The sequence below is a fragment of the Kitasatospora sp. NPDC036755 genome (genome assembly GCF_040636595.1).
Classification (GTDB): Bacteria; Actinomycetota; Actinomycetes; order Streptomycetales; family Streptomycetaceae; genus Kitasatospora.
Map to the genome: position 1 here is coordinate 1 of NZ_JBEZUT010000110.1, position 24855 is coordinate 24855.

17 protein-coding genes and 1 pseudogene are annotated in these 24855 nt (G+C 73.1%); 13 read left to right on the plus strand and 5 right to left on the minus strand.

The features are described from left to right. Positions 1-186: 186 nt before the first annotated feature. Positions 187-501, minus strand: a pseudogene (locus AB0E96_RS18325) (PAS domain-containing protein); the annotation flags it as partial. Between the two features lie 279 nt (positions 502-780). Here AB0E96_RS18325 and AB0E96_RS18330 point away from each other — a divergent pair. The 4 genes from AB0E96_RS18330 (at position 781) to AB0E96_RS18345 (ending at position 6149) form a co-directional block, all read left to right on the plus strand. Beyond that, positions 781-2001: a rhodanese-like domain-containing protein gene (locus AB0E96_RS18330; protein WP_359824606.1), complete on the plus strand. Its 1221-nt coding sequence runs from the start codon at positions 781-783 to the stop codon at positions 1999-2001. A 90-nt stretch (positions 2002-2091) separates the two neighbouring features. Next, complete coding sequence (locus tag AB0E96_RS18335) at positions 2092-2754, plus strand: DUF5819 family protein (protein ID WP_359824608.1); 663 nt, start codon at positions 2092-2094, stop codon at positions 2752-2754. Then, positions 2751-3968, plus strand: coding sequence for an HTTM domain-containing protein (locus AB0E96_RS18340; protein ID WP_359824610.1), 1218 nt, complete (start codon positions 2751-2753; stop codon positions 3966-3968). Before AB0E96_RS18335 ends, AB0E96_RS18340 begins: the two co-directional genes overlap by 4 nt. Before the next feature lie 9 nt (positions 3969-3977). Then, entirely contained in the window at positions 3978-6149 is a 2172-nt protein-coding gene (locus tag AB0E96_RS18345; protein ID WP_359824612.1) for an FUSC family protein, read from the plus strand. Positions 6150-6483: 334 nt separating this feature from the next. Here AB0E96_RS18345 and ileS read toward each other — a convergent pair whose 3' ends face one another. Continuing rightward, positions 6484-9615 carry an isoleucine--tRNA ligase gene (ileS, locus tag AB0E96_RS18350; protein ID WP_359824614.1) on the minus strand — a complete coding sequence of 1044 codons (3132 nt, stop codon included), beginning with the start codon at positions 9613-9615 and terminating at the stop codon, positions 6484-6486. Between the two features lie 662 nt (positions 9616-10277). Here ileS and AB0E96_RS18355 point away from each other — a divergent pair. The 4 genes from AB0E96_RS18355 (at position 10278) to AB0E96_RS18370 (ending at position 13027) form a co-directional block, all read left to right on the plus strand. Next, positions 10278-10748, plus strand: coding sequence for a TraR/DksA family transcriptional regulator (locus tag AB0E96_RS18355; RefSeq protein WP_359824616.1), 471 nt, complete (start codon positions 10278-10280; stop codon positions 10746-10748). A gap of 244 nt (positions 10749-10992) precedes the next feature. Further along, complete coding sequence (gene lspA, locus AB0E96_RS18360; RefSeq protein ID WP_359824618.1) at positions 10993-11568, plus strand: signal peptidase II; 576 nt, start codon at positions 10993-10995, stop codon at positions 11566-11568. A 54-nt stretch (positions 11569-11622) separates the two neighbouring features. Continuing rightward, positions 11623-12561 (plus strand): RluA family pseudouridine synthase, encoded by a 939-nt coding sequence (locus AB0E96_RS18365; RefSeq protein ID WP_359824621.1) that lies wholly within the window; start codon positions 11623-11625, stop codon positions 12559-12561. A gap of 1 nt (position 12562) precedes the next feature. Then, a complete protein-coding gene (locus AB0E96_RS18370) occupies positions 12563-13027 on the plus strand; it encodes a GNAT family N-acetyltransferase (RefSeq protein WP_359824623.1) in 465 nt (154 codons plus the stop codon). Between the two features lie 80 nt (positions 13028-13107). On the opposite strand, the gene AB0E96_RS18375 is transcribed toward AB0E96_RS18370, so the two are convergent. Next, positions 13108-14127 (minus strand): mechanosensitive ion channel domain-containing protein, encoded by a 1020-nt coding sequence (locus AB0E96_RS18375; protein WP_359824626.1) that lies wholly within the window; start codon positions 14125-14127, stop codon positions 13108-13110. Between the two features lie 97 nt (positions 14128-14224). Between AB0E96_RS18375 and AB0E96_RS18380 the strand changes: the two genes are divergently transcribed. The 3 genes from AB0E96_RS18380 to AB0E96_RS18390 all read left to right on the plus strand — a co-directional run bounded on the left by AB0E96_RS18380 (position 14225) and on the right by AB0E96_RS18390 (position 18628). Then, positions 14225-17002, plus strand: a complete 2778-nt coding sequence (locus tag AB0E96_RS18380) for an alpha/beta fold hydrolase (protein ID WP_359824627.1) — start codon at positions 14225-14227, stop codon at positions 17000-17002. Between the two features lie 98 nt (positions 17003-17100). Then, a complete protein-coding gene (locus AB0E96_RS18385) occupies positions 17101-17904 on the plus strand; it encodes an ABC transporter permease (RefSeq protein WP_359824642.1) in 804 nt (267 codons plus the stop codon). A 145-nt stretch (positions 17905-18049) separates the two neighbouring features. Beyond that, entirely contained in the window at positions 18050-18628 is a 579-nt protein-coding gene (locus AB0E96_RS18390) for a dienelactone hydrolase family protein (RefSeq protein WP_359824630.1), read from the plus strand. A gap of 146 nt (positions 18629-18774) precedes the next feature. On the opposite strand, the gene AB0E96_RS18395 is transcribed toward AB0E96_RS18390, so the two are convergent. Both AB0E96_RS18395 and AB0E96_RS18400 read right to left on the minus strand, forming a co-directional pair. Next, positions 18775-19554, minus strand: a complete 780-nt coding sequence (locus AB0E96_RS18395) for a VOC family protein (RefSeq protein WP_359824632.1) — start codon at positions 19552-19554, stop codon at positions 18775-18777. 150 nt (positions 19555-19704) lie between these two features. Next, entirely contained in the window at positions 19705-20124 is a 420-nt protein-coding gene (locus AB0E96_RS18400; protein WP_359824635.1) for an I66 family serine proteinase inhibitor, read from the minus strand. A gap of 154 nt (positions 20125-20278) precedes the next feature. Between AB0E96_RS18400 and AB0E96_RS18405 the strand changes: the two genes are divergently transcribed. Further along, a complete protein-coding gene (locus AB0E96_RS18405; protein WP_359824637.1) occupies positions 20279-21091 on the plus strand; it encodes a hypothetical protein in 813 nt (270 codons plus the stop codon). 133 nt (positions 21092-21224) lie between these two features. Beyond that, a complete protein-coding gene (dnaE, locus tag AB0E96_RS18410) occupies positions 21225-24758 on the plus strand; it encodes a DNA polymerase III subunit alpha (protein ID WP_359824640.1) in 3534 nt (1177 codons plus the stop codon). Positions 24759-24855: the final 97 nt, after the last annotated feature.

The following is a 24855-nucleotide window of genomic DNA, read 5'->3' on the forward strand; positions in this document are numbered from 1 at the left end:
CCGGCAGGCCGGGGTGGAGCGGGTCTACGGCGTCGTCGGGGACAGCCTCAACCCCGTCGTGGACGCGATCCGCAGGGCCGACGGCATCAGCTGGGCCAGCGCCAGCAGGCCGCCGGCCGGGCCGGGCAGCGGGTAGGCCCACCAGAGGACGTCGCGCTGGTGCTCCTCGCGGTCGGTGACGGTCAGCCGGCCGATCCAGGGGCGGCCGTCGGCCGTCCGCTCGGCGAGGGTGTCGAACGCGTCGCAGGGGCGGCGGACGGAGCAGCGTTCGAGCACCCGGGACTCCAGGGCCGGCAGCAGACCGGAGGCCGGGCGGTCGTGGGCGACCTCGGCGCGGTGGCCGAAGAGCTCCTCGGCGGCCCGCCCCCACTGCGCGATCCGGCCGGACCGGTCGACCAGGACGGGGGCGAGCCGGACCAGGGCGGCCACACCCGTGGGGTGGTCGCCCGGCGCGGTACCGTCACCCGCCGGCCGCGGTGTGGAGTTGGACTCGGCCACCATGGATCCGCTCTGCTCCCGCCTGGCCGCCGCGCCCGGGGGCGGCCGTCTCTCCGGAGGAAGACACGCTGTGCGGATACCAGCGAAGCACGGACCGGGCCGGACCCGACACCGAAACGGGGAGATTCCTCAGGATCGGTTGCGTGTCGCGTGCCGCGCGCCGGTCCGTACCCCCGGTTCATCCGGACGGGGCCCGCGATCACGGCGGTAGGGTGGCAGGCCGGACCGTCCGTACGGGTGGCCCGCAGGACCCCGGCCGGCCGGACGAGACAGAGGCGAGAAGTGAGCGCGCAGAGCCCCGCCCGCTGGACGGACCCGGAGCAGCAGGCACTGGAGGAGCGGGTCGCCGCCGCCGAGCTGGCCTGGCTCAGCATGGACGTGGACGTGCAGACGCTGCGGGTCGAGATCGACAACTTCGCGCTGATCCACCACCAGCTGCTCGGCCCGCTCTACGCCCGGCTGGACGAGCTGGACGCGCTCGTCGCCGAGGCCGTCGCGGCCCGCACCGGCCGGCCGGAGGACCTGCGCCGGGCCGCCGAGGCGCGCCGGCAGGTCGAGGAACTGCCCGACCTGGACGCGCTGTTCGACTCGGTGCGGGAGCAGTCCGGCCAGGACGGCGAGCCGGCCCCGCCGCCGCCCGCCGCGCCGGCGCGGGTGCGGCCCGGCAAGGAGGCCCAGCGGATCTACCGCGAGCTGGTCCGCCGCGCCCACCCCGACCTGACCACCGACCCGTCCGAACAACAGCGCCGGGCCGCCTTCCTGGTCCGGGTCAACGAGGCCTACGCCTACGGGGACGCGTCCGCCCTGGGGGCCCTGGCCGCCGAGTGGTCCACCGCGCCGGAGGCCGCGCCCGCCGTCGACGCCCCCGACCGCGCGGACTGGCTGCGCCGCCGGCTGGACTGGCTGACCGCCAAGATCGCCGAGACCGCCGCCGAGCAGGTCCGGCTGGAGCAGACCCCGATGGGCCGGCTGCTCGCCCTCGCCCCGCAGGACCCGGACCGGCTGCTGGAACAGCTCGCCGAGGAACTGCTGGCCAAGGCCGCCGCGCAGCAGTCCGAGCTGGAGCGGCTGCTCGGCGACCCCGCCCCGGCGGCCGGCCCGTCCTCCGACGACCACGGAACGTCGCCGGTGGGCGACAATGACACCGACCCCAGCGAATCCCAGGAGAGCCACACGATGTTCCCGCAGATCCCCTCCGCCGACGCCGCCGCCGTGCCCGCCGACGCCGCCCTGCTGGACGTGCGCGAGCAGGACGAGTGGGACGCCGGCCACGTGGACGGCGCGCTGCACATCCCGATCGGCGAGGTGATCGCCCGTCTCGGCGAACTGCCGGACGAGAAGCTGTACGTGCTCTGCCGGGTCGGCGGCCGCTCCGCGCAGGTCGTCCAGTACCTGGTGCAGCAGGGCCGGGAAGCCGTGAACGTGGACGGCGGGATGTACGCCTGGCAGGGCGCGGGCCGTCCGATGGTGAGCAGCACCGGCCAGGAGGCCTTCGTCCTCTGACGGTCCGCGCCCACGCCTTAGGGCAGGATGGGCGCGCGCGAGCACGCCGGCAGCGGGCCGGCGGCGCCCGCCGACCGGGCTGGGGATGCCATGACCGAGACGACGGACCGGCCGGCCGCGGGGCGGGCCTGGTCCAGGCCCGCACAGCTGGTCCTCGGCTTCGCCGGGGCGGTGCTGGCCGGCGGCACCGGGCTGTTCCTCGCCGCGGTCTTCCTGCACGTCTCCCCCGCCAACTCGGTGTCCCGGCAGTACCGGGACGAGATCGACGGCGTGGTGTACCCGGAGTTCGAGCAGAACTGGAAGCTGTTCGCACCCAACCCGCTCCAGCAGAACGTCGGCGTGGACGCCAGGGTCCGCACCGCCGCGTCCGACGGGACGACCCGCACCCACGACTGGATCGGGCTGACCGCCCAGGACGTCGCCGCGATACGGGGCAACCCGGCCCCCAGCCACGTCGAGCAGAACCTGCTGCGCCGGGCCTGGGACTTCTACGACGGCTCGCACAACCCGCAGGACGAGACCCGGACCTCCCCGCGCGCCGGGCTCGCCGAGCAGTACCTCGAACGGATCGCCCTGCAGCGGATCGGCCGGGAGGCGGAAGGCGAGCGGATCGTGGAGATCCAGTTCCGTTCGACCGCGGCCACCGTCCCGCCGCCGTCCTGGAGCGGCGAGCCCGCGCCGCCGGCGCCCCGGGTGCGGGAACTGCCGTGGTGGCGGGTCACCGACGAGGACTACCGGGGGCTGCTCGGATGAACGGGACGACGGCGCCGGCCGGCCCGACGGACGGGGCGCTGCCCGCCGACCGGCTGCCGCGACAGCCCGGGGCCGTCCGGGAGACGGGCGGGCCGCGCTCGCCGCTCGGCCGGGCGGCGGAGGCCCTCACCGGGCGGGCGCTCGGCCGCCACCAGGCCGCGGTGGTGCGGATCGGCTTCGGGCTGGTCTGGCTGGCCCACCTGCTGCGCGAGTGGCCGCACCGGCGGGTGCTGTACGGCGACCGCTCCCCCTGGTCGATGGAACTGGCCGAGCGGCTGCTGGCCGACAACGGGGCGTTCACCGTGCTGCCCTGGTTCGGCGGACGGCTCTGGTTCGAACTGGTCTACCACCTGGCGGTGCTGGCGGCGCTGGCCGTGCTGCTGGGCTGGCGGACCAGGGCGAGCACGGTGCTGTTCCTGGTCACCGTGCTGTCCCTGCAGAACCGCGACGTCTTCCTCGGCGACGGCGGCGACAACGTCGTCCACCTGATGGCGGTCTACCTGGTCTTCACCCGCTGCGCCGAGGTCTGGTCGCTGGACGCGCGCCGGCCCCGGGCGGGACGGACCGGGGCGGTGCTCTGGGCGCTGCTCGGCACCGCCCTGGCGGCCTGTCAGTTCGGCGGGTTCGCGGGCGACGACCTGACCTGGACCGACCGGTCCTTCCCGTACCTCGGCTGGTCACCGCTGTTCTGGGGGCTCTGGGCGGTGGCCGGGCTCTGGTGGGTGCTCGGCCGGCTGCGGCCGGACGGCGAGCCGCGGGCGGTGCTCGACGCGCTGGCCAACATGGTGCACAACTGCGCGATGCTGGTGATCGCCGCCGAGGTGGTGCTGATCTACGCCACGGCCGGCTGGTACAAGGTGCAGGGCTCGCGCTGGCAGGACGGCACCGCGCTGTACTACCCGCTGCACCTGGACTACTTCACCCCCTGGCCGGGGCTGTCCGCCCTGGTCGGCTCGGCACTGCTGCCGGTCTTCCTGATCTCGTACGGCACCGTGCTCCTCCAGGTGGCGTTCCCGTTCACGCTGCTCAACCGGCGGGTCAAGAACGTCCTGCTGGCCGTCATGATGCTGGAACACGCGGGGATCGCGGTGGTGCTCGGGCTGCCGGTCTTCTCACTCGCGATGATCGCGGCGGACGCGGTGTTCCTGCCGACCGGGGCACTGTTGTGGGTCGCGGCGCGGCTGAGTCGGATCCGCCGGAGGTCCGCCCCCTAGGATGTCGCTATGTCCTGGTTCGCCGCACTTCGTGACACCGCGCGGACCGGGCTCACCCTGGACCGGGCGCTCACCGACCCCAAGCGGGCGGTGCGCGGGGCGGTCGCGGTGGCACTGGTGCTCTTCCCGACCCTCGCGCTCGGCGGGGTCGCGCTCGCCACCTCGGCCGCGATGGGCGCGTTCATCGCCGGCTCGGCCACCTTCCAGCGCAGCTTCCGGCCCCGGGCCAGCCTCGCCGTCGCGGCCGGCGCCGGACTCGGCATCAGCACCTTCCTCGGCTACCTGGCCGCCGGCGTCCCCGGGCTGTTCCCGGTGCTGCTCGCCGTGTGGGCCTTCGGCGCCGGGCTGGCCTGGGCGATCGGGCCCACCGCCGGAGTCGTCGCCACCAACACCGTCTCGGTGATGCTGATCGTCGTGCAGCTCCCGGTCAGCACGGCCACCGCGCTCGGCCACGGGCTGGTCGCCGCGCTCGGCGGGGTCGTCCAGGCCACCGTCATCACCGTCTGGCCGATCGGCAGTTGGACCGCCCAACGGGAGGCGCTCGCCGACACGTACGCCGAACTCGCCGACTACGCGCGGCGGTTGCGTCAGGACCCGACCGCGCACGTGGACCCGGAACCGTTCATGACGGCCCGCCACGCGGCCACCCTCACCCCCTGGCAGGACCGCCACCGGCCACCCGAACTGCGCGGCCTGCGCGGCATCGCCGAACGCATCCGGCCCACCCTCGCCGCACTCGCCGACCCCAAGGTGGGCGCCCCCGAGGAAGGGCCCGAACGGGACCGGGCACGGGAGGTGCTGGCCGCCGCCGCCGAGGTCATGGACGCCCTCGCCCGGGCCGTCCGCAGCGGCGACCCCGTCCGGCTCCCCCGCTCCGCGCCCTCGCTCACCCTGGTCGGCTCGGACGAGGGACCGCGGCTCCAGGGCGCGGCCCGGCGCTCCGCCCGGCGGCTCGGCGGGCTGCTGCGCAAGGCCGCCGACACCCTGGACCGCAACGACGAGGACACCATCACCACGCCCGTCGTCGGCGCCGGCGGATCGCTGCACAAGCCGACCATCGCCCGGATGCTGCCGGTCGCGGCGCGGGCCGTCCGGCGGCAGCTGCACCCGCGCTCGGCGATCTTCCAGCACGCCGTCCGGCTCGCCGGGGTGGTCACCGTCGCCTACCTGCTGGCCCGGCTGGTCGGGTTCCACCACGGCTACTGGGCGCCGATGACCGCCGCGATGGTGATGCGGCCGGACTTCGCGCAGACCTACAGCCGGGGCGTCGCCCGGCTCGCCGGAACGGTCGTCGGGGTCGCCGTCTCGACGCTCGTGGTGCAGCTCGCCCACCCCGGGGAGTGGGTGCTCGCCGCACTCGCCGTGGTCTGCATCGGCGGGTCCTACCTGGCCTTTCGGACCGGGTACGCGCTCACCACCGTCGGGATCTCCACGTACGTGGTGTTCCTGCTCGGACTGCAGGAGGGCAACCCGCTGGTGACGGCCTTCGAACGGGTCGGGCTCACACTGCTCGGCGGATCGATCGCGCTCGTCACGTACGCGCTGTTCCCGACCTGGCAGACGGCCCGGCTCGGCGAACGGCTCGCCGAATGGCTGGCGGCGGCCGGACGGTACGCGGGAGCGGTGATCGCCTGCTACGAGGTGCCGTCGGCGCCGCGCGGACGGGTGGTGCGGAGCGCGCTGCTCGACTCGCGGGAGGCCCGCTCCGAGCTGATCCAGGCGATGCAGCGGGCCGACGCGGAACCGGGGCGGCACGAGTCCGGGCTGGCCGGGGTCAGCCGGCGCCAGATCGACCGGGCCCGGGCGGCCGTCGGGGCCCTCGGGCGGGCGGCGGTGCTGCTGGAGGCACACCTGCCGGCGGGGGACGCGGAGCCCGTCCCGGGGACGGCGGCGTACGCGGAGGAACTGCGGCTGGCCACGGCGCTCGCGGCGGCGGCGATGCTGACCGGGCAGCCGGTGGAGTTCGGTGCGGTGCGGGACGCGCAGGCCTGGCTGGAGGAGGGGTTGGCGTCGGCGCCGCCGGGGGTGCAGCGGGATGTGGTGCGGGCGGGGACGCGGTTGGTGGGGCAGGCGTTGCGGGACTTGGAGCGGGCCCTGCGGGGGTCGGCGGGGGAGGGGGGCTCTCGGGAGGGTGGGGGGCCGGGGGCGGCTCCGGGGGTGGGTGCTGCGGGGGCTGGATGATTTTCAGACTGCCGTGGGGCGAGTGGGGCGCCCGACGGCGGGGGCAGTCTGAAAATCACCCGTCACGCCCCTCTCCGCACCCACCCCCTGCGCCGCCCCCTCCCGCAGCGCGTCCCTCTCGCGGGGGAGGAGGAGGGGGCGGGATGGGGTGGGGAGGGTGGGGGCGTGCCGCGCGGGTGGGGAGGGAGAAGGGCGGGAGGAGGGCGGGAGGGGGCGGGAGGAGGGGTGGCTCCGGAGGTGGGAGGCAGGCGGGGGAGAGGGCGTGACGGGTGGGTGGGGAGAGACGGAACCGCCGCCCGGCGGGGGCCGGGCGGCGGTTCGGGGTGGTGCGGGGTCAGGCCTTGCGGAGCTGGAAGGCGAGGCCGAGGGAGTCGTCGGTGAAGGACTCGGACTCCCAGTCGGCGGCGCCGGCGGCGAAGTCGGTGGCGAGGACCTCTTCGGCGACGAGGGGGCCGTGTTCGGCGATGGCCTCGGCGGTCTCCTCGGAGGTGGCGCGCCAGCGCAGGACGATGCGGTCGGCGACGTCGAGGCCGGAGTTCTTGCGGGCCTCCTGGATCTGGCGGATGGCGTCGCGGGCGATGCCGAGGCGCTTGAGCTCCGGGGTGATGGCCAGGTCGAGGGCGACGGTGGCGCCGGACTCGTTGGCGACGGCCCAGCCCTCGCGCGGGGTTTCGGTGATGATCACCTCGTCGGGGGAGAGGGTGATCGTCTCGCCGTTGAGGTCGACCGAGGTCTCGCCGGTCGCGCGCAGTTCGGCGGCCAGGCGGGCGGCGTCGGTGGCGGCGACCGCCTTGGCGACGTCCTGGACGCCCTTGCCGAAACGCTTGCCCAGCGCGCGGAAGTTGGCCTTGGCGCTGGTGTCGACCAGCGAGCCGCCGACCTCCGCGAGGGACTCCAGGGTGGAGACGTTGAGCTCCTCGGCGATCTGCGCGCGCAGGTCGGCGGGCAGCTCCTCCCAGCCCTGGGCGGCGACCAGGGCGCGAGAGAGCGGCTGACGGGTCTTCACGCCGGACTCGGCGCGGGTGGCCCGGCCGAGCTCGACCAGGCGGCGGACCAGCGCCATGTGCCGGGAGAGCTCGGTGTCGATCAGCGACTCGTCGGCCTCCGGCCAGGTGGCCAGGTGCACCGAGGCCGGGGCCTGCGGGACGACCGGGACGACCAGGTCCTGCCAGACCCGCTCGGTGATGAACGGGGTGAGCGGCGCCATCAGGCGGGTGACGGTCTCCAGCGCCTCGTGCAGGGTGGCGAGCGCGGCGGCGTCGCCCTGCCAGAAGCGGCGGCGGCCGCGGCGGACGTACCAGTTGGAGAGGTCGTCGACGAAGCCCGACAGCAGCTTGCCGGCGCGCTGGGTGTCGTACGCCTCGTAGGCGGCGTCGACCTCGCGGACCAGGGTGTTCAGCTCGGAGAGCACCCAGCGGTCCAGCTGCGGACGGTCGGCCGGGGCCGGGTCGTTCGCGGAGGGCGCCCAGTTCGAGGTGCGGGCGTACAGGGCCTGGAAGGCGACGGTGTTCCAGTAGGTGAGGAGGGTCTTGCGGACCACCTCCTGGATGGTGCCGTGGCCGACCCGGCGGGCCGACCAGGGCGAACCGCCGGCCGCCATGAACCAGCGGACGGCGTCGGCGCCGTGCTGGTCCATCAGCGGGATCGGCTGGAGGATGTTGCCCAGGTGCTTGGACATCTTGCGGCCGTCCTCGGCCAGGATGTGGCCCAGGCAGACGACGTTCTCGTAGCTGTTCTTGTCGAACACCAGGGTGCCGACCGCCATCAGCGTGTAGAACCAGCCGCGGGTCTGGTCGATCGCCTCGGAGATGAACTGCGCCGGGTAGCGCTTCTCGAACAGCTCCTTGTTCCGGTACGGGTAGCCGTACTGGGCGAAGGGCATCGAGCCCGAGTCGTACCAGGCGTCGATGACCTCGGGCACGCGGGTGGCGGTGCCGCCGCAGTCGCGGCAGGCGAAGGTCACCGCGTCGATGTACGGGCGGTGCGGGTCGAGGCCGCTCTGGTCGGTGCCGGTGAGCTCGGACAGCTCGGCCAGCGAGCCGACGCAGGTGAGGTGGCCCTCCTCGCAGCGCCAGATCGGCAGCGGGGTGCCCCAGTAGCGGTTGCGGCTGAGCGCCCAGTCGATGTTGTTGTTCAGCCAGTCGCCGAAGCGGCCGTGCTTGACGGTGTCCGGGTACCAGTTGGTGGCCTCGTTCTCACGGATCATCGCGTCCTTGACGGCGGTGGTCCGGATGTACCAGGACGGCTGCGCGTAGTAGAGCAGCGCGGTGTGGCAGCGCCAGCAGTGCGGGTAGCTGTGCTCGTACGGCAGGTGGCGGAAGAGCAGGCCGCGCTCCTTGAGGTCCGCGACCAGGGCCTCGTCGGCCTTCTTGAAGAACTGGCCGCCGACCAGCGGGACCTCGGGGGCGAAGGTGCCGTCGCCGAGCACCGGGTTGACCACCGGCAGGCCGTACTTGCGGCAGGTCGCGAGGTCGTCCGCGCCGAAGGCGGGGGACTGGTGGACGATGCCGGTGCCGTCCTCGGTGGTGACGTAGTCGGCGTTGAGGACGTAGTGGGCGTTCTCGATCTCGACCAGGTCGAAGGGGCGGCGGTAGGCCCAGCGCTCCATCTCGGCGCCGGTGAAGGACTCGCCGGTGGTCTCCCAGCCCTCGCCGAGCGCCTTGGCGACCAGCGGCTCGGCGACGACGAGCTTCTCGTCGCCGTCGGTGGCCACCACGTAGGTGACGTCCGGGTGGACGGCGGCGGCGGTGTTGGAGACCAGGGTCCACGGGGTGGTGGTCCAGACCAGCAGGGCGGCCTGGCCGGCCAGCGGGCCGCTGGTCAGCGGGAAGCGGACGAAGACCGACGGGTCGACCACGGTCTCGTAGCCCTGGGCCAGCTCGTGGTCCGAGAGGCCGGTGCCGCAGCGCGGGCACCAGGGGGCGACCCGGTGGTCCTGCACCAGCAGGCCCTTGTCGAAGATCTGCTTGAGCGACCACCAGACGGACTGGACGTACGACGGGTCCATCGTCCGGTAGGCCTCGTCGAGGTCGACCCAGTACCCCATGCGGGTGGTCAGCTCGGCGAAGGCGTCGGTGTGGCGGGTCACCGACTCGCGGCACTTGGCGTTGAACTCGGCGATGCCGTACGCCTCGATGTCCTGCTTGCCGGAGAAGCCCAGCTCCTTCTCGACGGCGAGCTCGACCGGCAGGCCGTGACAGTCCCAGCCGGCCTTGCGGGCGACGTGGTAGCCCTTCATGGTCCGGAAGCGCGGGAAGACGTCCTTGAAGACGCGGGCCTCGATGTGGTGCGCGCCGGGCATGCCGTTGGCGGTGGGCGGGCCCTCGTAGAACACCCACTCGGGGCGGCCCTCGGACTGCTCCAGACTGCGCTGGAAGATCTTGTCGTCCTGCCAGAAGGAAAGGATCTGGTGCTCAAGGGCAGGCAGATCCACCTGCGCGGGGACGGGGTTGTAGGAGCTGGCCATCGCGGCGTCTACCTCCGGCGGATGCTGGGACTGGATCCTCCGGAGGGACGAGACGGCGTTCGCCGGCCCGCGGTACCACCCTCCTTGGCCGTGGTGCTGCGTTCACGGCCCTCTTGTTTGGGGTTTGCTGCCGGGTCTAGTGGGACGCCGTGGTGGTGGCGGCCGTTCTTCCGGCGACTCCGGGGTGATCTTCCCGCCGTGCACACCCCCGGGCTCGCACCGTCCCCGGGTCGCTGGTGGCTGCGTACGTCGGTACTCGTCCCATCTGCGCCTCGCAGGCCCAGTGTATCGGCCGGGCGAGTCGGTTTGTCCAAACCGTTTCGCCCCGACCGCCTCCCCCGGTGGTCCGGGGCGTTCCGGGGGAGCTCCGGAGGTGTTCGACGGTGGAGATTAGCCGGAGTCGATCTGGGCACAAATCCATGAGCGCATGGGGCGTGACGGTTGGGGCGGCTGCCTGGGTGGGATCGTTATGGGGCGTCGGTATGTCATGTTGTGACCGGTTTTGATCGGGATTATCGTTCCGGCACTGGAAGCCGCCGGGAACCGGCGGCTCGATTCGTTCGTAGATGGGGTCGAAAGCCATGGCTGAGAAGGGAACCGGCGCGGGTACCGCCACCAAGCGGGCACGCAAGGCCGTGGCGGTCGACCCAGGGGAGGGGACCGTGACCACTACCGCACCGAACTCGAGCACGAGCACCGACACCGTCACCGCACCGCGCGGCGCCGAGTCCGTCGACCCGGCCACGCTGCCGGTCCGGCCCGGCGAGGACCCGTGGACCACCGAGGAGGTCCACGAGCTGCACCACGAGCTGATCGGAGATCTGGACCGGCTCCGCGGCGAGATCGGCGCCGCCGAGGCGGCCATCTCCGGGCTGATGCGCGACTCCAACGACGGAGCCGGCGACGACCAGGTGGACGCCGGTACGAAGAACATCTCGCGGGAGAGCGAGCTGGCGCTCGCCAACAACGCGCGGGACAGCCTGGCCCAGACCGAGCGGGCCCTGGAACGGCTGGAGGGCGTCGGCTTCGGCACCTGCGAGTCCTGCGGACAGGCCATCGGAAAGGCCCGGATGCAGGCCTTCCCCCGGGCGACGCTCTGCGTGCAGTGCAAGGCCAAGCAGGAACGCCGTTGAACCGGGCGACCGGAGCGACGAGGGGGGTCGGGCTTGCCGTACGCTCGACCCCGTAACGTCGCCTGAGTAACGTCGTCTGACGCGTTCGTGAAGAACGCGGGCAGGCCGTCACCGGCTCACCACCCTCCCCCTCCTGCGGACCGGGGGAGCTCCATCGGCAGCGGAGCGGATCATCAGCACGCAAGGTTCCCCCCAGACCCGGGACGACGCCGTCCCGCCCCCCGCCGATGCCGTGGAGGTGCCCGTGGCCGAGCCGACCGGGGCGTCCGTGGACGCCGAGACGGCCGAGAAGCCCAAGGGCCCGCGCCGGATCGGCGTGCTGCTGGTCGTCGCGGTGCTCGCACTCCTGATCGACCTCGGCAGCAAACTGCTGGTGGTCGCCCGGCTGGAGAACCACGCGGCGATCAAGGTGATCGGCGACGTGGTCACCTTCCAGGTGATCCGCAACTCGGGCGCGGCCTTCGGGATGGGGCAGGCGCTGACCGTCGTCTTCACGATGATCGCCTCCGCCGTCATCGTGGTGATCTGGCGGATCGCCCGCCGGCTGTACAGCCTGCCGTGGGCGATCGCGCTCGGGCTGCTGCTCGGCGGGGCGCTCGGCAACCTCACCGACCGGCTGTTCCGCGCGCCCGGCGTCTTCCGCGGACACGTGGTGGACTTCATCTCCGTCCAGCACTTCGCGGTCTTCAACCTCGCCGACTCGGCGATCGTCTGCGGCGGGATCCTGGTGGTCCTGCTCTCATTCCGGGGCAGCAACCCGGACGGGACCGTCCACCAGCCGGCCGAGAAGGCCGAGAAGCCGGGGCGGGCCGGGAAGTAGCCCCCGGCCACCGGCGGGCGGGGGGCGGGTCGCGTTTCCGGCATACTCGTACGGGTGAGTACCGCAGCGCAGATCCGCAGCCTCCCCGTTCCCGACGGCCTGGAGGGCGAGCGCCTCGACGCCGCCCTGTCCCGGATGTTCGGCTTCTCCCGGACCAAGGCCGCCGAGCTGGCCGCCGAGGGCAAGGTGACGCTCGACGGCGCCGTGGCCGGCAAGTCGGACCGGGTGACCGCCGGGTCCTGGCTGGAGGTCGAGATCCCGGCCCCGGCCGCCCCCGTGCAGATCGTCGCCGAGCACGTCGAGGGCATGCGGATCGTGCACGACGACGAGGACATCGTCCTGGTCGACAAGCCGGTCGGCGTCGCCGCGCACCCCAGCCCGGGCTGGACCGGCCCCACGGTGATCGGCGGACTGGCCGCGGCCGGGTACCGGATCTCCACGTCGGGCGCCGCCGAGCGCCAGGGCATCGTGCACCGGCTGGACGTCGGCACCTCCGGGCTGATGGTGGTCGCCAAGTCCGAGCGCGCGTACACCGACCTCAAGCGGCAGTTCCACGACCGGATCACCGAGAAGCGGTACCACACGCTGGTGCAGGGCCACCCGGACCCGATGAGCGGGACGGTGGACGCGCCGATCGGCCGGCACCCCAGCTCGGACTGGAAGTGGGCGGTCACCCGGGACGGCAAGCCGTCCGTCACCCACTACGACCTGATCGAGGCGTACCGGGCCGCGTCGCTGCTGGCGATCAAGCTGGAGACCGGCCGCACCCACCAGATCCGCGTCCACATGTCCGCGCTGCGGCACCCCTGCGTGGGCGACCTGACGTACGGTGCCGACCCGACGCTGGCCAAGCGGCTGGGGCTGACCCGGCAGTGGCTGCACGCGGTGTCGCTCGGCTTCGAGCACCCGGCGGACGGGCAGTGGGTCGAGTTCTCCAGCGAGTACCCGGAGGACCTCAGCAAGGCGCTGGACATCATCGCGGCGGAGAGCTGAGGTGTCGGCCACCGCGATCAGGGTCGCCGAGGGGGAGCCGGACCTGGAGCTCGTGCGGGCCGTCCGGCGCGAGGTGTTCGTCGTCGAGCAGAACGTGCCGGAGGAGCTGGAGTACGACGAGTACGACGCGACCTCGGTGCACCTGCTGGCCGTCGGCGCTGACGGGGCCCCGCTGGGGACGGCGCGGCTGATCTTCGGGGCGCAGGCGCGCGAGCTCACCGGCGGTGTCGAGGGGCGGGTGCTGCTCGGGCGGCTCGCGGTCGTCGCGGCGGCGCGCGGAACGGGGCTCGGGGCGCTGCTCGTCCGGGCGGTCGAGGCCGCCGGGGCCGAGCGCGGGGGCGCCGAGGTCGAGCTGCACGCGCAGGTGCAGGCGCTCGGGTTCTACGAGCGGCTGGGGTACGTGGCCGAGGGGCCGGTGTACGACGACGCCGGGATCCCGCACCGGACGATGACGCGGGCGCTGTAGTGCCGTAGCGCCGGAGGCGTTCGTGCCGTGGAGCTCCCCGTGCCCCCGTCGGGGTGCGGGGAGCTCCGTTCGTCCTCCGCTCAGGTGTCGGTGGTGCGCAGGCGCGGGAGGGCGTGGGGGTGCTCGTCGCGCAGGTGGGCGATGAGCTGTTCGCGGATGTCGAAGCGGAGCTGCGCGGCGTCGTCGGGGGTGCGGGCGGTCATGGTGGCGCGGACGACGATGGTGCTGGGCGTGGTGTCGGTGACCTGGAGGGCCCACTCGCCGCCGTCCCAGAGCGGGTGCCGGTCGAGGCGGGCGCGCAGGGTGGCGCGCAGTTCGTCCACCGCGGTGCTGTGGTCGAGGTGCAGCAGGACGGCGGCGAGCAGGCCCGGGTCGCGGCGGGTCCAGTTCTCGAAGGGCTTGTTGACGAAGTACGACACCGGGACGATCAGCCGGCGGTAGTCCCAGAGCCGGACCACCAGGTAGGTCAGGGTGATCTCCTCGACGGTGCCTTGCTGGCCGTCCACCACCACGGTGTCGCCGATCCGGACGGTGTCGCCGAAGGCGATCTGGAGGCCGGCGAAGAAGTTGCCCAGGGTGCTCTGGGCGGCGATGCCGGCCACGATCCCGATGATGCCCGCCGAGGCGAGCAGGCTGGCGCCGATGGTGCGCATGGCGGAGAAGGTCAGCAGCATCACGGCCACCGTGACCACGACGATCAGGGCGCTGACCACCCGGCGCAGCATGCTGATCTGGGTGTGGACCCGCTGGATCCGGGCCGGGTCCCCGACGCGGGTCTCGTAGCGGTCGAGCAGCGCCTCCAGGACGGCGGCCACCACGCGGACGGTCAGCCAGCCCAGCGAGGCGAGCAGGAGCAGCAGGAGCAGGTGGTGGGCGCCGTCGTCGCTCTTCAGGTGGAAGATCCGCTGGAGCGGCCTGGCGGCGAGCAGCAGGGCCGACACGACGGCGAGCTGGAGCGGGATCCGGCAGCGGCGCAGGAGCGGCCAGACCGGTGCCGAGGGCTGTCGGGCGGCGATCCGCTGGAGGGCCTGGTCGACGATCCAGCCGATCGCCAGGGTGGCGGCGACGGTGGCGAGCAGCGAGATCAGCGGCCAGGGCATGGGCCGTACGATACCCGGGCGCAGTGGGGCGAAACGGACGGGACGGCCCGGTGGCTTTATCGGACGCCTACCCGGACGGCCGATACGATCAGCGGCCATGGAGTTCGGTGGGGCATGGCGTCGCTGGCGCGCCCGGGGAACATCGGTCGGACGCGGGCTGCTGGCCGGGGCGGTGGCCCTGGTGGCGGTGGCCGCGGCGGGCACCGCGACGGTGGCGTCCGGCGGTGAGCGGGCGGTCCATCAGGAGGACCGCTTCCTCGGCATGCCGGAGACGCCCGGCAGCGCCCAGCAGGTCCAGCTGGACACCTCCTTCTTCGTCACCGACGGCGGCGGTCCGCGCCCGGCGGTGCTGCTGGCGCACGGCTTCGGCGGCTCCAAGGAGGGCGAGCGCGAGCGCGCCGAACAGCTGGCCCGGCAGGGGTACGCGGTGCTGACCTGGTCGGCGCGCGGCTTCGGGCACTCGGGCGGCCGGATCGGGCTGAACGCGCCGGACCGCGAGGTCGAGGACGTCAAGCACCTGGTGGACTGGCTGGCCCAGCGGCCCGAGGTGCGGCTGGACGCGGCCGGCGACCCGAGGGTCGGCATCACCGGCGCCTCCTACGGTGGGGCGATCTCGCTGCTGGCCTCCGCGTACGACCCCCGGATCGACGCGGTGGCCACCCAGATCACCTGGTGGAACCTGGCCGACGCGCTGTTCCCGCAGGGCGTCCAGGGCTCCGGCGCGGTCGACGGCGTGTTCAAGAAGCTGTGGGCCGGGATCTTCTTCACGACCGGCTCGGCCGGGGACCTCGGGCCCTCCGGAGGGGCGCCGCGGGAGGGCGGCGGACCGAAGCCGGCGGCGGACGGGCCGGTCGGCTGCGGGCGGTTCCTGGACGAGCTCTGCCGGATGTACGACCGGGTCGCCACCTCCGGGCACGCCGACCCGGAGGCCGTCGCGCTGCTGGAGCGCTCCAGCCCGTCCTCGGTGGCCGGGCGGTTGAAGGCGCCCACGCTGGTCGTGCAGGGGCAGCAGGACTCGCTGTTCCCGCTTGACCAGGGGGACCGCATCGCCGCGGCGGTGGCGGCCAACGGCGCGCCGGTGGCGGTCGACTGGTTCGCCGGCGGCCACGACGGCGGGACGGACACCAGCGCCCGGGTCGACGACCGGGTGACGGCCTGGTTCGACCACTACGTGAAGGGGGCGGCGGACGACACCGGCGCCGCGTTCCGGGTCACCCGCACCGGTGGGGTGGACTCGACCGGCTTCCAGGCCGTGCTGCGCGGGGCCACCGCCGACCGCTACCCGGGACTGGGCGGGACCGGCTCGCGGACCGTCGGGCTGGCGGGCGGCGAGCGGACCCTCGCCAACCCGCCCGGCGGCGCGCCGCCCGGGATCTCGACGCTGCCGGGCATCGGCGCGCTCAGCCAGGCGGCCTCGCTGGGCGCCGGGCTCTCGCTGGACTTCCCCGGGCAGAACGCCGCCTTCGACTCGGCGCCGCTGGACACGCCGCTGCACCTGACCGGGCAGCCGACGGTGCCGCTGCGGGTCACGGCCGACCGGCCGGACGCGGTGCTGTTCGCGAAGCTGTACGACCTCGGGCCGGACGGCAAGACGGTGCTGCCCCAGCAGCTCGCCGCCCCGCTGAGGGTCACCGGCGCGGACGCCGGGCAGACCGTCACGGTGGCGCTGCCGACCGTGGACCACACCTTCCCGGCCGGGCACCGGCTGCGGCTGGTGCTGGCGAGCACCGACCTCGCGTACGCCTCGCCGGTCGAGCCGGCCACCTACCGGGTGGAGCCGGCCGGGGCACTCACCGTGCCGACCGTCGAGGAGCTAGTCACCGAGGCGGCGCCGCTGCCCGCGCGCACCTGGCTGCTGCCGGCGGCCGCCGTGCTGGTGGCCGCGGCCCTGCTGCTGGTGCCGCGGCTGCGGCGCCGCCGGGCCGCCGCCGGGCCCGCCTTCGACCCGGAGCTGGCCGCGGTGCCGCTGCGGATCAGCGGGCTGAGCAAGCGCTACAAGGGCGCCCAGGACCGCTACGCCGTACGGGAGTTGGGCTTCCGGGTGGAGCAGGGGCAGGTGCTCGGGCTGCTGGGGCCGAACGGCGCGGGCAAGACCACCACGCTGCGGATGCTGATGGGGCTGATCCGGCCGGACGCCGGGGAGATCCGGATCTTCGGCCACCTGGTGCGGCCCGGCGCGCCGGTGCTGTCGCGGGTCGGGGCGTTCGTCGAGGGCGCGGGCTTCCTGCCGCACCTCACCGGGCGGGCCAACCTGCGGCTGTACTGGCAGGCCACCGGACGGCCGGAGGCCGACGCGCGCTTCGACGAGGCGCTGGCCATCGCCGGACTCGGCGAGGCGCTGGACCGCGCGGTGCGGACGTACTCGCAGGGCATGCGGCAGCGGCTGGCGATCGCCCAGGCCATGCTCGGGATGCCGGACCTGCTGATCCTGGACGAGCCGACCAACGGGCTGGACCCGCCGCAGATCCGCGAGATGCGCGAGGTCATGATCCGGTACGCGGCCGGCGGCCGGACCGTGATCGTGTCCAGCCACCTGCTGTCCGAGGTCGAGCAGAGCTGCACGGACCTCGTGGTGATGGACCGCGGACGGCTGGTCACGGCCGGCCCGGTCGGGGACATCGTGGGCGCCGGCGAGCTGCTGATGATCGGCGTCGCCGGGCCGTACGACCCGGCGCCCGTGGTCGAGAAGGTCGGCGCGCTGGCCGGGGTCGGCTCGGTGGAGGCCGTCGAGGGCGGCCTGCTGGTGCGCCTGGACGGACTGGCGGCCAGCGCGCTGCTGGCCGAACTGGTGCGGCTGGAGGTGCCGGTGGAGAGCGCCGGGCCGCAGCGCCGGCTGGAGGACGCGTTCCTGTCGCTGATCGGAGGTGGAGCGTGAGCGTCGTGCCGACGGACCACGGGTCGAAGGACCGCGCCGGGTCGGAGGACCGCGTCGAGTCGAGGGACCACGCCGCGGGGTACCGGGCGGGCCGGACGCTGCCGCTGCGGGTGGAGGCGCTGCGCCAGCTGCGCCGGCGCCGCACCCTGGTGATCGGCGCGGTGCTGGCCGCCATGCCGTTCGTCATCCTGGCCGCGTTCCAGATCGGCGGCACCCCGGGCCGCCCGGACCGGACCACCTTCATCGACCTGGCCACCGCCTCGGGGGCCAACTTCGCGGTCACCATGCTGTTCGTCGGGACCGGCTTCATGCTGGTCATCCCGGTCGCGCTGTTCTGCGGGGACACCGTCGCCTCCGAGGCCAGCTGGTCCTCGCTGCGCTACCTGCTGGCCGCGCCGGTGCCCCGGGCCCGGCTGCTGGCCCGCAAGTTCGCGGTCGGGCTCGGGTTCTCGGCGGTGGCGGTGGTGATGCTGCCCGCGATCGGCCTGGCCGTCGGCACGGCGGCGTACGGCTGGGGGGACCTCAAACTGCCCGCCGGGGTCAGCCTCCCGGCCGCGGAGGCGCTGCCCCGGATCGCCGTCGCGGTGGCCTTCGTCTTCCTCAGCGAGATCGTGATCGCCGCGCTGGCCTTCTGGCTGTCCACGGCGACGGACGCGCCGCTGGGCGCGGTCGGCGGCGCCGTGTTCGCCTCGATCATCACCGGGGTGCTGGACGCCGTCACCGCGCTGGGCGACCTGCGGGAGTGGCTGCCGGCGCACTGGCAGTACTCCTGGGCGGACGCCCTGCAGCCGCAGCTGGAGTGGGGCGGCATGGTGCAGGGCGTCTCGCTGTCGCTCTCGTACGCGGTGGTGCTGCTGGCGCTGGCGTTCCGCGGCTTCGCGCGCAAGGACGTGGTGTCGTAGACGGGACGCCGTGGCCCGGGTGCCAGGTGCCGTGGACGGGGTGCCGTGGACGCGTGCCGTGGTGTGCCGTACGCGTCGTGGGCGTCCGGCGGGGCATGCGGGATCATGGGTGGGTAGCTGACCTCCCTGGTGAAGGACCCGAACCGTGGCCCAGATCGTCCTCTTCCACTCCGCCTACGGGCTGCGCCCCGCCGTGCGCGCCGCCGCCGAGCGGCTGCGCGCTGCCGGGCACTCCGTCCACACGCCGGACCTGTTCGACGGGCGGACCTTCGAGTCCGTCGAGGAGGCGCAGGAGTTCCAGGAGGAGCTCGGCGGCCGCGACGAGCTGCTGCGGCGGGCGGTGACGGCGGCCGCCCCGCTGTCCGAGGGCGGACTGGTGTACGCCGGCTTCTCGCTCGGCGGCGCGGTCGCGCAGAACCTGGCGCTGGGCGACGAGAAGGCGCGCGGGCTGCTGCTCCTGCACGGCACCTCGGACCTGCGGGAGGACGCGACCACCGAGATCCCGGTGCAGCTGCACATCGCCGAGCCGGACCCGTTCGAGCCGGAGGACTGGCTGAACGCCTGGTACCTGCGGATGCTGCGGGCCGGGGCCGACGTGGAGGTGCACCGCTACCGCGGCGCCGGGCACCTGTTCACCGACCCGGAGCTGCCGGACTACGACGAGGAGGCGGCCGAGCGGGCCTGGGCGGCGACGCTGGCCTTCCTCGCCGAGCTGGACGACTGACCGAGCTGGACGACCGACCGAGCCGGACGACCGACGGAGCGGCGGAGCGGGAACCGGGGGCACGGCCGAGAGCTCTGCCGCCGGTACGGCCGCCCGCCCGGACCGGGTCCGGGCGGGCGGGGCGGTGTGGGGCCGGCGGGGGCGGGTCAGAGGGGCTGGGGCCTGATCATCGCGAAGGGGGCGCCCTGCGGGTCGGCGACCACGGTCATCCGGCCGGCCATCATGTCGAAGGGCGGGGCGAGGACGGTGCCGCCGCTCCTGACCAGGGCGTCCACGGTGGAGTCGACGTCGTCGACCGAGAAGTAGGTCAGCCAGTGGGCCGGGGTGCCGGGCGGGTCGTTGGCGAGCAGGGTCGCGCCGCCGACCGCGCGGCCGCCGACCCGCAGCTCCCAGTACGAGTCGGCGCCGTCCAGCGGCTCGATCTCGATGCCGAACGCCTCGCCGTAGAAGGCGGTGGCGGCCGGGATGTCGCTGGTGTGGAGCTCGTTCCAGGTCAGCGCGCCGGGCTGGTTGACGACCCTGGCTCCGGAGAACCGCCCGGCCTGCCAGGCGCCGAACACCGCGCCCTGGGGGTCGGCGGCGATCAGCATCCGGCCCAGGTCGCCGACGTCCATCACCGGCGCGAGCAGGGTGCCGCCGGCGGAGACGATCGCGTCCTGGGTGGCCTGGGCGTCGGTGGTGGCCAGGTAGCTGGTCCAGACGGTCGGCGGCTCCGGTGTCCCTTCGGGGGCCATCGTCGAACCGATGCCGGCCACGGCCTTGCCGTCGAGCTCGCAGACGGCGTAACCGCCGAACTCCTTCCCGCCGACCTGGCCCTGCCAGCCGAGGAGGTCGCGGTAGAAGTCCAGCGCGGCCTGCTGGTCCTTGGCCATCAGATCGATCCAGCACGGGGTGCCGGTCGCGTACGGGGTGGTGACCTCGGGCATGATCGCCCTTTCTGGTGAGGGGTCTCTGCCGGTCACCATCCCCTCGCGCACCGGGCTCCGCCACTCGGGACACCGCCCCGGCCGCCGGGCCGGACGGCCCGCCGTGGCCGGGTGCGTCCGTACGGGTGACGGGCGAGCCCTCGCGGCCCCTCAGACGTCGATCCTCGCGAAGGTGAAGGCGGTGGAGCCTTCGAGGACCGGGATGACCTCGATCCGGCTCTGCCGGCCGGGTTCGAGGACGGTCCACGAGGAGCCGTGGGGGGACTTGATCCGGTAGGCGTCCGGGGCGCCGTCGACGGGGATCAGCTCCCACTCGGTGGCGTCGCCCTGGTCGAGGAGGAGGGAGACCAGCGGGCCGGCGGGCTTGAGGTCCTCCACGGCCGTCGGGGCGCCCTTGGCGTAGAGCCGGTAGCGGTTGTTGGGGTAGGCCTCCACGACCCAGACGGCGTCCTGGTCGTCGGTGTTGGCGAAGACGGCTTTGGGGGAGAGGTCCAGGGCCTCGTGACGGGCTCGGCCGATCCTGGCGTCGCCGTCCTGGATGGTGTAGAGGCCGGACTCCAGCTGCGCCATGGTGGTCATTCCTTCGCGGTGCGGGCGAGGTGCAGGACAGTTGTACGTGCTCGGAGGAAGCCGGGGGAGCGACCTCGGCGGGCCGTCACCTGAACGAGCGACGGGCGGGACCCCCCGCGGCCCGCCCGTCGGGGGCTGCGGCACGATGGAGCCCATGCACGCAGACCGCTACGCCCCGGCGACCACCCTCCCCGGCCTCCTCCAGCGCGGCCGGGGACTGGGCGCGCTGATGGCGGCGGAGGACCCGGCGGCCGCCGCCGGGCTCGTGTACGGCTGCATCCGCCGGGAGTGGCGCTGGGACGCGCGGGCCGACGACCGCGACCTGTACCTGGCCCGTCTGGTCCGGGACCTGGAGCTGCCGCTCGGCCCGGTGGAGGAACTCCTGGCCGGGGACGGGGACACCCGGGCGCGGGCGGCGGGCGTCCTGGAGCTGTTGGCGTCCGGTGGCCCGGAGCCGGAGGCCGTGAGCGTGCCTCCGGGAGGCCCGGACGGCGACGGCCCGGACGGCGCGGGCCCGGACGGCGCGGGCCCGGACGTGCCGGCGCTGGTCGCGGGGCTGGAGCAGCACTGGGTGGACCGCGCCTGGTGCGGCCCGGCCGCGCTCGCCCGGGGGCTGGCCCGCTTCGGCGCCGAGGGCGCCGGCGCCGCCTCGCTGCTGCGCCGGTTCTGGCTGTGGACCCCGCACTCGTACGAGCGGGCCGACTACCTGGAGGCGCTGGCCGCGATCGGGTCGGCCGGGACGGCCGGGGCGTACGCCGAGTCACTGTGGGACTGCGAGGCGCGAGCCCGTCTCCTCGGTGCCGCGCACGCCCCCGACCGGCCCGACGTGAGGGCCCGGCTGGCGTACCTCGGGAACGACCCGCTGGAGTCGCCCGAGGTCCGCGCGGCCGCCGGGGCGCGACTCGCCGAACTGACCCGGGAGGCCTTCCCGGAGGACGGGGAAGCCGTTCGAAGGGGGCTAGAGTAGACGCGTGAACGTGTGAGTGATGGTCCGGACCCCGCGAGGTGCTCCGGGCCACATCCATTTCCGGGGGCGACCCCCGTGACCTGCGCGTTCGCCGGCCCACCAGACCAGCACCAGAGCCTCCGGAGGCCCCGCCTTGAGCGACCAGCCGTTCGCGCATCTGCACGTCCACACCGAGTACTCGATGCTGGACGGTGCCGCCCGGCTGAAGCAGATGTTCAAGGAGGTCGAGCGCCTCGGTCAGACCCACGTGGCCATGACCGACCACGGGAACATGTACGGCGCCGCCGAGTTCCACAAGCAGGCCACCGCCGCCGGCATCACCCCCGTCATCGGCATCGAGGCGTACGTCGCCCCGGAGTCCCGCTCCAACACCAAGCGCATCCTGTGGGGCCAGCCGCACCAGAAGCGGGACGACGTCTCGGCGTCCGGCGCGTACACCCACAAGACCATCTGGGCCCGCAACAAGGAGGGCCTGCACAACCTCTTCAAGCTGACCTCGCGCTCCTACGCCGAGGGCTGGCTCGTGAAGTGGCCCCGGATGGACAAGGAGCTGATCTCCGAGCTCTCCGAGGGGCTGATGGCCACCACCGGCTGCCCCTCCGGCGAGGTGCAGACCAGGCTGCGCCTCGGCCAGTTCGACGAGGCGCTGAAGTCCGCCGCCGACTACCAGGACATCTTCGGCAAGGAGAACTACTTCCTGGAGCTGATGGACCACGGCCTCGACATCGAGAAGCGGGTCCGCGACGGGCTGTTGGAGATCAGCAAGAAGCTGAACATCCCGCCGGTCGTCACCAACGACTCGCACTACACCACCGAGGCCGACGCCGGCGCGCACGACCTCCTGCTCTGCGTCCAGACCGGCAAGAACCTCTCCGACCCGGACCGCTTCCGCTTCGACGGCACCGGCTACTACATCAAGTCCGCCGCCGAGATGTACGCCCTGGACTCCTCGGACGCCTGGCAGGAGGGCTGCCGCAACAGCCAGCTCCTCGTCGCCTCCCGGGTCGACACCGAGGGCATGTTCAAGTTCAAGAACCTGATGCCCCGCTTCCCCATCCCGGAGGGCTTCGAGTCCGAGGCGGACTTCTTCAAGTCCAAGGTCTGGGAGGGGATGGACTGGCGCTTCCCGGACGGGTACGACGAGGAGCACAAGAAGCTCGCCGAGTACGAGATGGACACCATCATCCAGATGGGGTTCCCGGCGTACTTCCTCGTGGTCGCCGACTTCATCATGTGGGCCAAGAGCCAGGGCATCGCGGTGGGCCCCGGCCGTGGTTCGGCGGCCGGCTCGCTGGTCGCGTACGCGATGGGCATCACCGACCTCGACCCCATCCCGCACGGCCTGATCTTCGAGCGCTTCCTCAACCCCGAGCGCATCTCCATGCCCGACGTCGACATCGACTTCGACGAGCGCCGGCGCGGTGACGTGATCCGCTACGTGACCGAGAAGTGGGGATCCGACAAGGTCGCCATGATCGTCACGTACGGCACCATCAAGGCGAAGGCCGCCATCAAGGACTCCTCGCGAGTCCTCGGCTACCCGTACGCGATGGGTGACCGGATCACCAAGGCGATGCCGCCGGACGTCATGGGCAAGGGCATCCCGCTCTCCGGGATCACCGACTCCTCGCACCCCCGCTACAGCGAGGCGGGCGAGATCCGCGGGCTGTACGAGACCGACCCGGACGTCCGGAAGGTCATCGACACCGCGCGCGGCATCGAGGGCCTGATCCGTCAGCCCGGCGTGCACGCGGCCGGCGTGATCATGTCCGCCGAGCCGCTGACCGACCACATCCCGGTCTGGACCCGGCACACCGACGGCGTCACCATCACGCAGTTCGACTACCCGACTTGTGAAGGCCTCGGCCTCCTCAAGATGGACTTCCTCGGCCTGCGCAACCTGACGATCATGGACGACGCCGTCAAGGCGATCGAGAAGAACAAGGGCGAGAAGATCGAGCTGCTCAAGCTGCCGCTCGACGACAAGCCCACCTACGAACTCCTCGCCCGCGGCGACACGCTCGGCGTCTTCCAGCTCGACGGCGGCCCCATGCGCTCGCTGCTGCGCCTGATGAAGCCCGACAACTTCGAGGACATCTCCGCCGTCCTGGCGCTGTACCGTCCGGGCCCGATGGGCGTCAACTCCCACACGAACTACGCGCTGCGCAAGAACGGCCAGCAGGAGATCACCCCGATCCACCCGGAGCTGGAGAAGCCCCTGGAGGAGGTGCTCCGGCCGACGTACGGCCTGATCGTCTACCAGGAGCAGGTGCAGAAGGCCGCGCAGATCCTGGCCGGCTACTCGCTCGGCCAGGCGGACCTGCTGCGCCGGGCCATGGGCAAGAAGAAGAAGGAGATCCTGGAGGCGGAGTTCGTCCCCTTCCAGAAGGGCTGCCGCGAGCGCGGCTACTCCGACGCGGCCATCCAGGCCGTGTGGGACGTCCTCGTCCCCTTCTCCGGCTACGCGTTCAACAAAGCGCACACCGCCGGCTACGGGCTGGTCTCGTACTGGACGGCGTACCTCAAGGCCAACTACCCGGCCGAGTACATGTCCGGCCTGCTCACCTCCGTCAAGGACGACAAGGACAAGTCCGCGGTCTACCTCAACGAGTGCCGCAAGATGGGCATCCAGGTGCTGCCGCCGGACGTCAACGAGTCGGACTCGGACTTCACCCCGCACGGGGACACCCTGGTCCGCTTCGGCCTGACCGCCATCCGCAACGTCGGCGGGCCGGTGGTCGACTCGATGATCCGGACCCGGAAGGCGAAGGGGAAGTTCGCGTCGTTCCCCGACTTCCTGGACAAGGTGGAGTCGGTGGTCTGCAACAAGCGGACCGTCGAATCGCTGATCAAGGCCGGCGCCTTCGACTCGCTCGGGCACACCCGCAAGGGCCTGAGCGCGCAGTTCGAGCCGATGATCGACAACGTCGTCGGCGTGAAGCGCAAGGAGGCCGAGGGGCAGTTCGACCTCTTCGGCGGCGACGCCACCGCGGACGAGCCGAGCTTCGGACTGGACGTCGTCTTCTCCGAGGAGGAGTGGGAGAAGTCCTTCCTGCTCACCCAGGAACGGGAGATGCTCGGCCTGTACGTCTCCTCGCACCCGCTGCACGGCATCGAGCACGTGCTCGCCGACAAGGCGGACTGCGCGGTGGCCGATCTCGCGGAGCGGCCGGACGGGACGATCGTCACCATCGGCGGCATCATCTCGGGCCTCCAGCGGAAGATGACCAAGCAGGGCAACGCCTGGGCCATCGCGACCGTCGAGGACCTCGCGGGCTCGATCGACTGCATGTTCTTCCCGGCCAGCTACCAGCTGGTGTCCTCGCAGCTGGTCGAGGACGCGGTCGTCTTCGTGCGCGGCAAGCTGGACAAGCGGGAGGACGTGCCGCGGCTGATGGGCATGGAGCTGTCCGTCCCCGACCTGTCGAACGCCCACGCCGAGGCGCCGATCATCATCAACATCCCGAGCGGGAAGGTCACCCCGCCGCTGGTGGCCAGGCTCGGCGAGGTGCTGGGCAGCCACCGCGGCACCACCGAGGTGCGGGTGCGCCTGGAGAGCCGCAACAAGACCACGGTGCTGCGGCTCGACCGGCACCGGGTGAAGTCGGACCCGGCGCTGTTCGGGGACCTGAAGCAGCTGCTCGGACCGAGCTGCCTGGCGGGCTAGGACCAATGCCGGTGACTTTGTCTTGCTGCTCTCGTTGGTTGTGGTGTGGCGAGGGTGGGGCAGGTCAAGTCGCCTGCGGGTGAGCGGTTGTCGGACC